Source organism: Kitasatospora sp. NPDC056531, assembly GCF_042794375.1.
In the GTDB taxonomy this organism is placed as follows: Bacteria; Actinomycetota; Actinomycetes; order Streptomycetales; family Streptomycetaceae; genus Kitasatospora.
The window spans coordinates 1-12,494 of the sequence record NZ_JBHTTU010000088.1 but is presented as its reverse complement, the minus strand read 5'-3'; the positions used below and the strand labels follow the sequence as shown (position 1 = coordinate 12,494).

General features: G+C 68.8%; 16 protein-coding genes. 5 read left to right on the top strand and 11 right to left on the bottom strand.

Going from position 1 to position 12,494, the window contains the following annotated elements; genetic code table 11:
• Entirely contained in the window at nt 1-729 is a 729-nt protein-coding gene (locus tag ACFQ87_RS37335) for a hypothetical protein (RefSeq protein ID WP_380615392.1), read from the bottom strand.
• Between the two features lie 15 nt (nt 730-744).
• Nucleotides 745-1,179 (bottom strand): transposase, encoded by a 435-nt coding sequence (locus tag ACFQ87_RS37330; protein ID WP_380615391.1) that lies wholly within the window; start codon nt 1,177-1,179, stop codon nt 745-747.
• A gap of 99 nt (nt 1,180-1,278) precedes the next feature.
• Here ACFQ87_RS37330 and ACFQ87_RS37325 point away from each other — a divergent pair, with 99 nt between their 5' ends.
• Entirely contained in the window at nt 1,279-1,503 is a 225-nt protein-coding gene (locus ACFQ87_RS37325; protein WP_380615390.1) for a hypothetical protein, read from the top strand.
• Nucleotides 1,504-1,611: 108 nt separating this feature from the next.
• Here ACFQ87_RS37325 and ACFQ87_RS37320 read toward each other — a convergent pair whose 3' ends face one another.
• On the bottom strand, nt 1,612-2,010 hold the full coding sequence (locus ACFQ87_RS37320; protein ID WP_380615389.1) for a hypothetical protein: 399 nt from the start codon (nt 2,008-2,010) through the stop codon (nt 1,612-1,614).
• 311 nt (nt 2,011-2,321) lie between these two features.
• On the opposite strand from ACFQ87_RS37320, the gene ACFQ87_RS37315 reads away from it, so the two are divergent.
• Nucleotides 2,322-2,531: a hypothetical protein gene (locus tag ACFQ87_RS37315; protein ID WP_380615388.1), complete on the top strand. Its 210-nt coding sequence runs from the start codon at nt 2,322-2,324 to the stop codon at nt 2,529-2,531.
• 1 nt (nt 2,532) lies between these two features.
• On the opposite strand, the gene ACFQ87_RS37310 is transcribed toward ACFQ87_RS37315, so the two are convergent.
• Both ACFQ87_RS37310 and ACFQ87_RS37305 read right to left on the bottom strand, forming a co-directional pair.
• Nucleotides 2,533-3,429 (bottom strand): NADP-dependent oxidoreductase, encoded by an 897-nt coding sequence (locus tag ACFQ87_RS37310; RefSeq protein WP_380526561.1) that lies wholly within the window; start codon nt 3,427-3,429, stop codon nt 2,533-2,535.
• A gap of 54 nt (nt 3,430-3,483) precedes the next feature.
• On the bottom strand, nt 3,484-4,362 hold the full coding sequence (locus tag ACFQ87_RS37305) for an NmrA/HSCARG family protein (RefSeq protein WP_380615387.1): 879 nt from the start codon (nt 4,360-4,362) through the stop codon (nt 3,484-3,486).
• A 207-nt stretch (nt 4,363-4,569) separates the two neighbouring features.
• Here ACFQ87_RS37305 and ACFQ87_RS37300 point away from each other — a divergent pair, with 207 nt between their 5' ends.
• Nucleotides 4,570-5,355: an AraC family transcriptional regulator gene (locus ACFQ87_RS37300; protein ID WP_380615386.1), complete on the top strand. Its 786-nt coding sequence runs from the start codon at nt 4,570-4,572 to the stop codon at nt 5,353-5,355.
• 216 nt (nt 5,356-5,571) lie between these two features.
• Here ACFQ87_RS37300 and ACFQ87_RS37295 read toward each other — a convergent pair whose 3' ends face one another.
• Together ACFQ87_RS37295 and ACFQ87_RS37290 are read right to left on the bottom strand one after the other, a co-directional pair.
• On the bottom strand, nt 5,572-5,727 hold the full coding sequence (locus ACFQ87_RS37295; RefSeq protein ID WP_380615385.1) for a hypothetical protein: 156 nt from the start codon (nt 5,725-5,727) through the stop codon (nt 5,572-5,574).
• 217 nt (nt 5,728-5,944) lie between these two features.
• Nucleotides 5,945-7,012, bottom strand: a complete 1,068-nt coding sequence (locus tag ACFQ87_RS37290; RefSeq protein ID WP_380615384.1) for an integrase core domain-containing protein — start codon at nt 7,010-7,012, stop codon at nt 5,945-5,947.
• A gap of 54 nt (nt 7,013-7,066) precedes the next feature.
• On the opposite strand from ACFQ87_RS37290, the gene ACFQ87_RS37285 reads away from it, so the two are divergent.
• Nucleotides 7,067-8,548 (top strand): polymorphic toxin-type HINT domain-containing protein, encoded by a 1,482-nt coding sequence (locus ACFQ87_RS37285; RefSeq protein WP_380615383.1) that lies wholly within the window; start codon nt 7,067-7,069, stop codon nt 8,546-8,548.
• Nucleotides 8,548-8,925 carry a hypothetical protein gene (locus ACFQ87_RS37280; protein WP_380615382.1) on the top strand — a complete coding sequence of 126 codons (378 nt, stop codon included), beginning with the start codon at nt 8,548-8,550 and terminating at the stop codon, nt 8,923-8,925. Before ACFQ87_RS37285 ends, ACFQ87_RS37280 begins: the two co-directional genes overlap by 1 nt.
• Before the next feature lie 367 nt (nt 8,926-9,292).
• Here the strand turns inward: ACFQ87_RS37280 and ACFQ87_RS37275 are convergent, their stop codons facing one another.
• The 4 genes from ACFQ87_RS37275 to ACFQ87_RS37260 form a co-directional block, all read right to left on the bottom strand.
• Nucleotides 9,293-9,799 carry an NUDIX domain-containing protein gene (locus ACFQ87_RS37275; RefSeq protein WP_380615381.1) on the bottom strand — a complete coding sequence of 169 codons (507 nt, stop codon included), beginning with the start codon at nt 9,797-9,799 and terminating at the stop codon, nt 9,293-9,295.
• A gap of 59 nt (nt 9,800-9,858) precedes the next feature.
• On the bottom strand, nt 9,859-10,569 hold the full coding sequence (locus tag ACFQ87_RS37270) for a DUF6193 family natural product biosynthesis protein (RefSeq protein ID WP_380615380.1): 711 nt from the start codon (nt 10,567-10,569) through the stop codon (nt 9,859-9,861).
• Nucleotides 10,570-10,740: 171 nt separating this feature from the next.
• Nucleotides 10,741-11,415 (bottom strand): hypothetical protein, encoded by a 675-nt coding sequence (locus tag ACFQ87_RS37265; RefSeq protein WP_380615379.1) that lies wholly within the window; start codon nt 11,413-11,415, stop codon nt 10,741-10,743.
• A gap of 167 nt (nt 11,416-11,582) precedes the next feature.
• Nucleotides 11,583-12,200: a recombinase family protein gene (locus ACFQ87_RS37260; protein WP_380615408.1), complete on the bottom strand. Its 618-nt coding sequence runs from the start codon at nt 12,198-12,200 to the stop codon at nt 11,583-11,585.
• Nucleotides 12,201-12,494: the final 294 nt, after the last annotated feature.

The following is a 12,494-nucleotide window of genomic DNA, read 5'->3' as shown; positions in this document are numbered from 1 at the left end:
CTACGAGAGTGCGCCCTCGCGCCGTAAGAGGCAGACACTCAGGCACGGTGGCGTGGGCGATCTCGTAGGGGCCTGCCCTGCGAGGGCGTGCACACCGACCAGCCGGGCGACCCACGGGTGTCGCAGCCCTCGATGGCGACGACGGACAGCCGGGAGGCCGCCGCGGTCGGCCGGCCAGAACGCCGTGCCCGGGCCGTCGCGCTCGGGGCGCAGCGCGGACAGCTTCGCTCCGGCCGGGAGCAGTCCGGCGGCCTCCCGGCGGCCGGCCGCGGTCAGGCACCAGAGCTTGCGGTTGTCCGGCAGGCGCAGCTCCTGGCGCACCCTCCCGGCGTCCTCCAGGTCGCCGATGGCGTCGCGGGTCGCCTTGTCGTTCCGCTGCCTGGGCAGGACCAGAGGCCACAACTCCCGCCCGGTGGCGCGCTGAAACAGGCCGAGCGACACCAGGACCCCATTCCTGACCGGTTCGGTCGAACCCCGCTTCCACCGCACCTCAGCAGCAGGGGGAAGAGGGTTGTCGCCACGCCCCAGGCCCCTTGACCGGGGCCGCTGGCCTGCGGAAACGGGCTGATCCGTCGTCGGGGGCACGGAGGTGCCGGCGGAGGTGTCGGTGGAGGTGGCGCCGGGCCCCTTGTCCCGGCCGGGCGAGGCCTTCGCGAGCCGGTCGGTCGGGTGGTCGGCGCCCTGGTCGCCGTCGTCCGGGTCGGGCACGGCGAGCGAGGTGGTGGACATCAAGTTGGCCTTCCGTCAGCAGGAGACCGGAACCGGCGCGGTGGCTGGCCCCGGCACCCGGGCGAGCACCCGGACGCGGCCGACGATGCACACCACCCCCTTGTCCGCGGCCTGACCGACCCCCTTGACCAGCCCCCTTGACCAGCGTGTTGTCCCGCCCGGTCCACCCTTTTCATCGCTCATCTGCCTTCTCTGGCGGCCGAAGCCGCCCTCGGCGGGGCCACGATCGGCCCCTGTCCGCACCGCACCAGCGAGCGCGGGCAGGTGCTGCAGGTGGGCTTTCGGCTGACCTCGGTAGCGGCAGCGGCGCATGCCGTGTCCGTGGGCGAACTCGTTGATGGTGCCCTCGATACCGGAGCGGACCGCGTAGCGGGCCTTCCACTCGGGTGTCTGCTGCTCGGTGCGGACGCGGACTTGCAGGTCGCGGAGTTCTCGCGGGGGAAAGCCCACGTTCCGAGACGGGTTGTCACTCTTTCGCGTGATCGGATCCGGCTCTCGGCCACGGTGATCCGCACAGTGCTCCACCCTCGCCGCGGCGGAGGTGACCCGATGAGCCGCCGTCCGGGTGCCCCGGAGACGGAGCGCGGCCTGCTGCTGCGCGTGCCCGCCGCACCGACCTGCACGGCCATGGCCGGCACCGGCTCGGTCGCCGGCGCGCTGCTGTCCGGCAGCGTGCCGCCCGACTCCCCGCTGGTGTGGCCACTCGTCGTCCTCGCGCTCGGCTCCATGGCCTACGACCTCGGAGTCCGAGCCCTACGGCGCCGGGACGCCTGACGGACGGTTGCCGCCCGGGGTACCAGGGCCGCTTGCCGCGCAATGCCGTTGCTTTAGCTGTCAGTCACGGCGAAGGCCGGCACGGATCGACGTGCCGGCAGGTGATGTTCAGCTGTCTGGGCCGCAGATGGCGCCGCCGGGCTGCCGGCGGGAGTACCGCACCAGGGCGGCCTCGGAGGTCGTTGGCTTGCTGCCGTCGGCAGGGGTCAGGCTGTAGGAGACCGTGATGGAACCCTCGGGGACGGCGTCCAGGACGCCGTCCCACGGGATGGTGTAGTCGACCGTGGTGGTGTCAGCGGTGATGCTCACGACGCCTTGGACCGTCGTGACCGGGGTTTGCCCGAGGAAGTCGCTGCAGACCGTCACGTCGAAGGTGAGTTTGTTTCCTGCCTTGAAGGGGATCTGGTCCACCCTGACGAGGACACCGTTCCAAGGCTTCTGCCAGCAGGTGATCCCGCCAGGAGGCTCCTCATAGGGAAATTTCGGGATGTCGAGCTCGACCGACACACGGGCTCCTGGTCGTTGACGGGCTGAGGCGGCATCTTGGACTCCCGCCCCCGGGATCATGGAGCAAACGCCGGTTCGACTACAGCCAGTTTCGTGTACCTGGGCATCTCGTCCCGAGGTAGCGCCGACCGTGGTCGAGGCGGTTTCAGAGCGGTTCCCGAGATCTCGTCCTGCCTTCCGGTGAAGGTCTCACAGCGCCCGAACGTTGCTTCAGCCGCCCCTGACCTGTTGACCAGGCATGGAACTCCGTGGGGGGCCGGGCCGCCGGTTGCGGCTGGGAGTGCTGGCCGAGGTGTTCACGCCGGAGCTTGGTGCCCGGCCAGCCGCTCGCGGCCGCGGCGGCCGGCGCCGGGGACGTGCGGACGTGGTGCGAGCAGCAGGCGGAATTGCTGCTCGCCCGCGGTCTCGGCCACCTGCGGCAGGCAGGACCGGTGGAGGCGGACGAGCTGGCCGGGTTCGCCGGGACCGTGACGACCGGCCGGGGCGCTGCCGTCGTGCCTCCCCAGCCGGCCGGGGACTGAGCTACGGCCGCAGGACGAGCTTCCCGGCGGCGTGACCACTCGCGCTCAGCTCCTGCGCCTTCGCGGCGTCCTCCAGCGGAAGGCTCTGCGCGATGCGCACCGTGAGCTTGCCGTCGGCTGCGAGGCGGGCGTACTCGCCGAGGCGGGAACCGAACGGGGCGGGGCCGGAGAAGGTGACGCCCAGCTCGGCGGCCTTCGGATCGGCGATGGTGATGATCCGGTCGGTGCCGCTGAGCAGGTCGATCGACACCTCCAGGTCGCCCGCCCCCGCGGCGTCGTACACGGCGTCGATGCCCTGCGGTGCGGCCTCGCGGACCCGGTCGGCGAGGCCGGTGCCGTAGGCGACCGGGATCGCGCCCAGCGAGCGCAGGTAGTCGTGGTTGCCGGGGGAGGCGGTGCCGATGACCGTGGCGCCGCGGGCGACCGCGAGCTGAACACCGACGGCGCCGGCCACACCCGCAGCTCCGTGCAGCAGAAGCGTGTCGCCTTCCCCGACGCCGAGGGCGTCGAGCACGCGGACCGAGGTCTCGACGGCGACGGGCAGTGCCGCGGCGAGGTCCCAGTCGAGGTCCGCGGGCTTCGGGCCAAAGTCGACGGCCAGCGCGTGCTCGGCGTACGCGCCGGTGACGGTCCAGCCCAGGACCTCGTCACCCACCGCGACGCCGGTCACGCCTTCGCCGACCTCGTCGACGACGCCGGCCGCCTCCACGCCGGGGATCACCGGGAACGGCGGCGCCATCTGCGGCCTCCACCCGTTGCGGATCTTGTAGTCGAGCGGGTTGACCGCTGCCGCCACGACCTTCAGCCGCACCTGTCCGGGTCCGGCGTGCGGCTCGTCGACCTCTGCGAGGCGGAGGACTTCCGGGCCGCCGAACTCGGTGTAGGTGATCGCCTTCATGTCCTGCTCCAGTGCTCGTCGCTCTAGGTGAAAGATCAACGTTCTAGGTGAAGATCAACCTTGGCCTGGACCGGCGGGCGCGGTCCAGCCGGTGGATCGGATCCACTCGGCCAGGTCCAGGGTGGCCGGCTCGATCGCCCGCACCACCGCAAGATCCGACGGGTGTTCCGCCGCCTTCGCGAACTGGCGGAACATCGCCCTGTCGAGGTCGCTGGGAAGCACGCTCAACGGGAGGGCCTCGTAACGTGCCGGGAGCCCGGCGCGCGCGCCGAACGCCGCAGCGATCTGAGGGCCCGTCAGCTCGTCGCCGACGAGCTCGACGGCTCCGCCGGGCGCCTCCGTGGTGTCGAGCAGGAGCGCGGCGGCGACCCGGCCGACGTCCCTGACCGAGATCATCTTCAGGGCGACGTCCTCCGGCAGCGGCAGCCTCAGCACGACCTCTCCGTGCTCCAGGCTCGGTGCCATCTCCTCCATGAAGGGGGTCGGGCGAACCATCGCGGCCCTGAGGCCGGACTTCCTCAGGTGCTCCTCGATCGAGTGCTTCGAGTCATGGTGCGGCACACCCCGCTCCCGGTCCGCGCCGAAGACCGAGTTGAACACGACGTGCGGGACGCGTGCCGCGACCGCCGCGTCGACGAGCGCGGTGCCGATGCGGATCTCCGTCTCGACCTCTTCGAGGTTGTTCGCCTCCGGGGTCATGAAGTAGAACGCCTCGACCGCCGTCAGCGCGGCGGCCAACGACGCCGGGTCGTCGGTCCGGATGGCCGCCAGCTCGACGCCGCGGGCGGCCAGCGCCTGAGCCCGGTCGGATTGCGGGTTGCGGACCAGGGCCCGCACCGGGGCCTTGTGGTCCAGCAGCGCGTCGACCACTGCCCCGCCCTGTTGCCCCGTCGCGCCGAAGACTGCGATCGTGCCGGTCGTCTGTGTGCTCATCGCTGCCACCCTTCACTCAGGGCGTGAGCGAGGTGAGCACGAGTCCGGTGTTGACCTCGGCGGTGGGGGGAGGACGACGCGGGCGCGGCGTCCTCGAGCTTGATCTGTTGTGACATGTCTCCACGATGCGTCTGCGGCGCCAGGCGCACCACCGGTATCCCGCCAGGTTCTTCCGATAACCCGCCAGTGTCGGGTAGCCTCAATCGCGTGTCCGACCCCAGCGGCGAGCCGAGCTTCTGCACCGACGATGGGCCGTTGTCGGCGCCGCTGGCCCATGGCGCCGACGTGGCCGCGCACTTCCACGACTATGGCCAGCTCCGCTACGCCGCGCGTGGGGCCCTGGTCACAGCGACCCAGGTGGGCACCTGGGTGGCGCCGGCCAGTCGGATCATGTGGGTGCCGCCCTTCGCGGTGCACAGCAGCAAGGCGTACGGCGAGACGGACATCCGGGTGCTGTCGCTGCCCGTGACGCTGACCGGACAGCTGCCGGCCGAGCCGTCGGTTTTCGTGGCGAGCGCGTTGCTGCGCGAGGCCTATCTGGCGCTGATGAGCGAGGGCGAGCCGCTGGAGAGCCCCCGTGCGCGGCTGCTGATCGACGTCGTACTCGCCGAGCTCGCCCGCGCCGCACAAGAGCCGCTGCGCCTCCCGGAGCCGAGCGACCGGCGTCTCAAGGCGGTCACCGACCTGCTTCACGTGGACCCAGCAAGCCCGGCGACCCTGGCCGAGCTGGGCCACCGCACTGGCGCCAGCGAACGCACCCTGAGCCGACTGTTCGGCAGCGAGCTGTCGATGAGCTTCCACCAGTGGCGTACCCTGCTGCGCATCCAACGGGCGCTGATCGAGCTCAGCGACGGCGCCTCGGTCACCGACACGGCGATCCGGCTGGGCTGGTCGAACCCCAGCAGCTTCATCGACGCCTTCACCGTGCTGGTCGGTCAGACACCCGGAGGCTATCGCTCGTCGGCTCGGTCCTCCCGCAGCTCCCATGGGTGAGAGGTTGGCGGGGTAGCCGTAGTTCCTGGCGGAACATCGGTGGCAGCCCAATGTTGCGGGAGCCCACGCTGGAAGGGTGACTTCCTCCGCCACCACCCAGAGCTCCTCGCCAGCATCGGCGGCCTCGGCCGGTGCGACGCTGAGCGACCTCATCGTCCAGTCGCTGACGCGGCACAGCTCGTCGGAGGCGTTCGTCGCGGGCGACCGGCGACTGACCTACGCCCAGGTGAGGGACTTGGTCTCGCAGTACATGGGTGCGCTCAGTCGGCGCGGCGTTGGCCTGGGGGTGGGCGCCTCGAAGTCCAGCAGGAGATCGACGGGCTCGTGCACGGCGGAACCGCTCTCACTGCTCGCGAAGGTGTCGTCGTTCACCGGGGCGCTCCCGAACTCGAGTGCGCGGCGGCCGCCACCGAGCTGAGCACCGGCCGCGGGCGGGCGTTGGTGCGGACCGGCTGGAGGGCTGCAGCCGTTTCGCAGAGGGTGTCCATCTCACTCTTTCGGTCAGGTACGGCGTCAGGTTCTGCACGCCGAAGCCCGTAGGGCTTCAAAACGGCTTCACCCGGCTGCGAGCTGGGAAGGTGTCGAGTGGTCAGCCTGCTCGGCGGTACTCGTTGATCAAGCCGGCGACAGCTCGGCCGCGTTCGACCCGAGCTGCGGGCAGGGGAACGACGTTCGGGTCGTCCAACGGTGCGAGTTGGTTGCGAGCGCGGTGTGGTCGGTGGCCGTTGAAGTGACGGGCGTAGTCGTGAAGGACTCTCTCGGCGTGTCCGCGGTCGAACAGCAGCAGGCGGTCGGTGCACTCCTGGCGTACTGAGCGGATGAACCGCTCCGCGTGCGGGTTGCAGTTGGGGCTGCGTGGAGGGATCTTGGCCACGGTGATGCCCTCGCTGGCGTAGACGGCATCGAAGGCGGCGGTGAACTTCGCGTCCCGGTCGCGGACCAGGTGAGTGAAGTCGGCCGCGCGGTCGCCGAGCTGCCAGAGCAGCTGCCGGGCCTGCTGGGTAGCCCAGGCGGCGGTGGGATGGGCGGTGACTCCGAGGATGTGCACGGTGCGGGTGCGCACCTCCATGACGAACAGGGCGTACAGCCGCTGCAGCACGATGGTGTCGAGGTGGAAGAAGTCGGTCGCGAGCAGGCCGCTGGCCTGGGCCTTGAGGAAGGCAGCCCATTCTCGGCGCGCGGGATGACGGCGCGGTGCGGGGCCGAGGCCGGCGGCACGCAGGACGCGGCGCACGGAAGCCGCGCTGACCGAATGTCCGAGGCGGCGTAGCTCGCCGTGCACGCGCCGGAATCCCCACCGGGGGTTCTCGGTGCCGAACCGGACGATCAGTTCGCGCAGCGCGTCGGACAGCGGCGGGCGCCCCGGCGGGCGCGGTTGGGTCCACTTCCGCGTGTTCAGGCGCTGGTGCCAGGCGAGCAGGGTGCGCGGGGAGACGATCCGGTGACCGCGCAGTGCCCGGGGCAGGAGCCGGGCGAGCGCGGCCAGCAGCGCCCGGTCCGACCAGCCGAGCTTCGGCGCCGAGACCTGCCGGCGCAGCACCGCAACCTCGTGCCGCAGGATCAGAATCTCGGCGTTCTTCGCCGCGGTGGATCGGCACAGCAGAGCAAGCCACGTGAAGATCCTTGTGGCCAGCAGGTAGATCATCCGTACGAACACAAGGACCGATCATGCCCGACCACGGATCGAGCACATCGCCCGAGGTCAGCAGCTGTGAGGAAGTTTCGGAGCCCTACGGGCTTCGTCGGCGGCACCAACGACGCCACCACCGGCCTCACCCACCTCGGAGCCCGCGAATACGACCCAGCCAACGGCCGCTTCATCTCCGTCGACCCCATTCTCGACATCGCTGACTCGCAACAGATCAACGGCTACGCCTACAGCGACAACGACCCCGTCAACCTCAGCGACCCCAGCGGGCTGTACTCGATATTTGGGGTCCAGGTATTCCCGGATATTCCCAGCCCTAAAGAGATAGTCAAATCTGCGGGAAATATGGCTGCCGGCGCGTTCGACAGTGCCGTCGGGTGGCTGGCGAAGAACAGCCCGGGCGCGGCAATGAATAACGCCGCCGCAGAAATAAACAGGGAAGTCAGCCAACAGACCGGTGCTGGCCCGGTCATCCCCGGTATCGCTCCAATACAGCCGACCGAACATCCGGCAGCCGACTTCTTTGGCATCTCGCACGATGACCCGGCCTATAGGTTTGGGGAGATCCTTGAGACTCTCATCGAGACAGGCGCTGACGGGGTCGGAGCCGTCAAGGGCGGCGTCAAGGGCGTCAAGGCCGCCAAGAGCCTGATCGAACATTCCGGCGGGGCTAAAAAGGCACTCAAAAAGATCTTCAGCCCCTGCAGCTTTACGCCGGACACCCCTGTCCTGATGGCCGACGGTACCAGCAAGGCCATCGGTGACATCCAGGTCGGCGACAAGGTCAAGTCAGGCGACCCGGAACGCGCCGCAGGCGAAGACAGCGGAGACCGATCGGTTCTGGCCACCCTGGTCAACGACGACGAGGACCTCGTCGACGTAACAATCAAAACCGAAGGAGCCACCGAGAAGACCGTCCACACCACGTCCAACCACCCCTTCTGGGATGACACGACCCGGTCGTGGACCCCGGCGGGCGAGCTCAGCAAGGGGCACATCCTCAAGAGCGAATCCGGCGAACTCGTCGAGGTGGCAGCCGTGCGCCCGGTCGCTGGCCGCGCCTGGATGCACAACCTCACCGTAGACGACTTCCACACGTACTATGTACTCGCTGGTACGACGCCGGTGCTGGTACACAACACTTGCAAGACCTTGAATCTGGGCTCAGGCGACAATCCGATGCCTAATGCTGTCAATCTCGATATCAAACCGAACCCGGGTGTTGATATAGTAGCGGACGCAGAATCCCTGCCGTTTCGGGATGGAGAATTTGCCACGGTACACGCCATCAATCCCTTCGGTTACCAGCCGGTCTCACCCGAAACTGCCCGCGTATTGAAGAGTGGTGGAAGGCTGGTAGTAACGGCCGCTAAGTCGAACAAGTGGAGGAAGGCTAGTCAGCAGGCTATAGAAGATTCCGGGTTCGTGCTGGAATCGGTCGGTGAAATGACTCCAGAGCATGACTTTGGAATCATGAGAAGGGCTGATGGCGGAATTATCCCAGATGGTGCAAACTTTGAGACTCGAATCTACAGGAAGCTGTGATGACGGATATCGAAGATGTCGTTAACTATCTAGTCGAGCACAGGGCCCCGAACCTACCGCCCGGCTACCTTTCCGAACAGCTCTTGGCGCTCTCGTGGATTCTTGATGTAGAGAGTGGAAAGATTTTCGACATTGGTCGAAAGTGGCTGGAGTCGGGTGACGAGTTTCGTGTTGCAGTGGCGCTCGGCCTTAATGAGGCCTTCATGGCAGACTCTTGGGAAGAGCTGGTTGAGCTAGCCGAGTCTGTAAAGGAGAAGGTTCCTTCTTTGGCCGCCGATGTGGATGTCTGGCTGGAAAGATCGAAACGGTCTTACGAAAAGCTGAAGCAGAATCTTGCCCGCGGCGACAAGAGCCGTGATCTGATAGCGGATAACTGAAGCTGAAGCGGGGGCCCCGCGTCCCACAAGGGGATGCGGGGCACTTCAACGCCCTCCAGGTGCCTCAGTCCTTATGGACCCTCGTGGAACCATCTATGCCGGCGAAGGCCCCCGCTTCGCGGAATGAGGCACTGACATCCGAGTCGAACGCGTTTCGCAGGTTCTCGAACTCGCTGGGGGGCGTTCAGCGACAACTCCCCCATCTTGGCCAGGGCGTTCTGCAACAAACCTCGCAGCCTCGTGACCTGGGCATCGAACTCGGTTCATACGTAGCCCCAGTCGTGGTCCTGCGGGCGGTCGGAGCCGAGAAGAGCATCGCAGCTCTCGATGAGTTCCTCAGCCCACTCCTCCCAACCGCGGATCCCGTTCAGGGTCTCCTGGGCGGCGATCCCCTCGGCCACCCAGAGGTGCGCACCCAGTCCGCGGTGCTCGTGAAGTCGGTGCCGGCCGGCTCCCCGTGCAGGGATGCGGCGAGGATCGCGGCGTGGTCGAAGGCCAGCTGCTGAGGCAGGGCGCCAGCTGGCCACCAGCGGGCGGTCCGGGCGTCGTCCCCGGCGGCGATCTGGGTGTCGGCCGCGATCACGGCGAGGTAGGCGACGGTGACGTACCGGCAGCGCGGGTCGCGGCCCGGGGCGTCCCAGACGCCGAGCTGGCGCAGGTCCGCGGCGTTCACCCGGACGCCGGTCTCCTCCTCCAGCTCCCGGGCGGCCGCCTCGCGGCTCGTCTCGCCGGGGTCCACGTGGCCGCCGGGCGAAGCGAGCGGGTTCGCCGATTTCCGGGCGGGGAGTCGCAGGAACTCACGCGTCAGTGGTCCGTCGACGGCTTTAAGTATGCCGGGTTCGCGGTCGACCGGGACTGGAGGCGACGGGTACAAGAGGAGTCGCCTGGAGCTGGCATGAACACGATCGCTGCCGCTACCGCTCGAACAACGCTTTAACGCGCCGGCCCGATCCCCTCCGGCAGGACGGCGACCACGAAGGCGACGGCCTCCTCCGGCGTCTCGAAGCGCGCGAGCAACTCGCTCCGGTGCCGTACCCCGTAGAACCCCTCATCGTGCGGCCAGATCATGTACCCGACCCGTGTCGTATTCCATCGCGCCGTGGTACTGGTGGAGAACCAGAGGTTGAAGTGGCTGGTCACCGGCATCAGTTGGCGGAGCACCGGCTGGGTGTACGCGGCCGCCAACAGCGCATGCACGCGCGGGAACCGGTTCATCGGCGGCATGTGGATGCTGTCGATCTTGAGGCACCACGCCAACTCGACAACACCGAGCGGCTCCCGCTCGTGCGCGAGGGCCCAAGGGCGGAACTCGATGCACGGAGCTTGCTCCTTGGTCTCCTCGAGCCCCGCTCCGCCGGTCCAGGCCACCGCCGCCCTGACCACCTCGGCCGGATCGGCGGTCCACCCGCAGGCCAGGCGCCGGCCGTTGCTCTGGAGATACACCCAGAAGGCACGCCGCTGCTCGTCGGCCGGACGCACCGACACCCGCCGGCCGAGCCCCGCGTCGACGTACACCGCTATGCCGCTCCACTGCCCGTCCGGCTCAGGCAAGACGACCCCGAGGCCCTCCGCCACACGCCCCAGCGTCTCCTGGAGCACCCCGCCGCCCCAGTTACTCTCGCCGGACCCCACCCCGAAGCTCATCCCGCCAGTATGCCGCCGAGGGCATCGACGGTCCCAGTCGATCAGGTGTCAGTTCTCCCGGCTCCGGGCAAGGCGGCCTCGGAGTTCGGCCAGGTGCCCTTCAGTGACCCAGCTGGCCCGGGGCTCCTAGCTCTGTTCGGCCCGGCGTCGGCCGGCGGCGATGCCTTTCCGTCATCGGGGGATGGGGCCGCCACGGTGAGGGTGAGCCGTGTGGATGTACTTCATGGCCGAGGTGACGGAGATTCCGACGGTGTTGGTGGTCCCGGGGGTGAACGCGCGGGCGGCGATGGCGAGGACCGGGGAATCTGTGCAGTCGTCGGCCCTGCGGTTGCCGATCGCGAACAGGCGGATCTGGAGGCCGTCGGCGTCGAGTGCGGCGGATCCGCGACCGGCGCAGGCGAGTTCGGCAATCGTCTGGCGGGCGGGGGCCATCACGGCCTCGGCTGAGGCGGGGGCGGCTGCCGTGGCCGGGCCGGTAAGGCGGGTCACGGCGACGTGGGCGCCGGTGTAGGCGGCGAGCCAGGTGACCAGTCGCTGGGTGCCCTCGGGCGGGCCGAGGTGGTGGGTCTGTTCGATGAGCCGGCGGTCGAGTTCGGCGGTGCGCATCAGGCGGGCGTGGTGCTCCTCGGCGATCGCGTGGTGCAGGGAGAGCCAGGAGGCGGGGTCGTCGCTGATGGACAGCAGCGGTATCCCGTGCTGGCGTGCCGCCCCGCGTACTGCGGGCGGCACCAGGGCGCCGGTCGGCAGGGCGACGGCCACTGCCGCCGCGCGGGCGCGCTGAAGCATCGCCAGGAGCCGGTTCAGCTGGTCGCGCTCCTCCAGCCTCGGGTCGCGGCCCTGGACCACGACCAGTCGCTGGCGGATCCGGCGGCCTCGAAGCCTGGCAGGACGCCGCGGCAGCCTGTGTCGCCTCGCTGCGCGCCCACCGCGCCCAGCAGGCCCAGGAGAAACAGAGCGCGGGCGCGAACTGGGGTGCCGGTAAGAAAGCTGTCACCAGCCGCAAACGGCGGTGATCAGTCCTCTGGCCTGGTGGGTCGGGGCAGTTCTGCCGTGTTGGTCGACTCGACGAGCGCGAGACGGCCGCCCTTCAGTTCGGGCAGGTAGTTGTAGATGGTGTTGCGGGAGACGCCGAGGAGCTTCGCAATCGAGGTGACGGTGTTCTCCGGGCGGGCGAGAAGGTCACGGGCGTGACGTACCTGTTCGTCGGTCAAGGCCGGCGGTCGGCCGAGGCGGGCACCTCGGGCGCGGGCGGCGTCCAGGCCCTCGTTGGTGCCCTGGACGATGAGTTCGCGGATGAACTCTGCCAGGGCCGCGAAGACGTGGAAGACCAGGCGTCCGCCGGGTGTGGTCGTGTCGAGTGCCTCGTGGAGCGAGGTGAAGCCGATGCCGCGCTTGCGCAGGCCGGAGACGATCGCGATGAGGTCTTGGATGGAACGGCCGAGTCGGTCCAGCGACGCGACGACGAGGGTGTCGCCCTCGCGGAGGAAGTCGAGGGCCTTCCGCAGTTCCTCACGTTCGGCGTTCTTGCCGGACTTCTTGTCGGCGAAGATCCGGATACACCCTGCTTCAGTGAGTGCGTGGATCTGCCGATCGAGCAGCTGTGCCTTGGTGGACACGCGTGCGTATCCCACAAGGCCGCCGGTCCGTACGGCCGGAACGGGGGCGAGGAGATCGGCGGTGTCGTCGCCCTGGAGTGGCTGCACCCGCCAGATCGTACAGAAAAGGTGTTCCTCAAGTTCTTGAGCACATCGACTTTCTGACACCGTTTTATGGGCATGATCCGGCGTCGATCCGGCCGCACGCTGGCGCTTGTCGATCTTGCTCATCAATCGGTGGCCTCCGTGACGATCACCGTCCTGCCGCCCCCGCCACCCCACCCCGAACTGCCGGCGACCACCGTCCCCCAGTACGTCGGCCCCGGCAAG

Bases quoted from the DNA above. Each gene is read 5' to 3' on its own strand.
- ACFQ87_RS37335 (WP_380615392.1), bottom strand. From the start codon at position 729: ATGTCCACCACCTCGCTCGCCGTGCCCGACCCGGACGACGGCGACCAG.
- ACFQ87_RS37325 (WP_380615390.1), top strand. From the start codon at position 1,279: ATGAGCCGCCGTCCGGGTGCCCCGGAGACGGAGCGCGGCCTGCTGCTG.
- ACFQ87_RS37310 (WP_380526561.1), bottom strand. From the start codon at position 3,429: ATGAAGGCGATCACCTACACCGAGTTCGGCGGCCCGGAAGTCCTCCGC.
- ACFQ87_RS37305 (WP_380615387.1), bottom strand. From the start codon at position 4,362: ATGAGCACACAGACGACCGGCACGATCGCAGTCTTCGGCGCGACGGGG.
- ACFQ87_RS37280 (WP_380615382.1), top strand. From the start codon at position 8,548: ATGACGGATATCGAAGATGTCGTTAACTATCTAGTCGAGCACAGGGCC.
- ACFQ87_RS37270 (WP_380615380.1), bottom strand. From the start codon at position 10,569: ATGAGCTTCGGGGTGGGGTCCGGCGAGAGTAACTGGGGCGGCGGGGTG.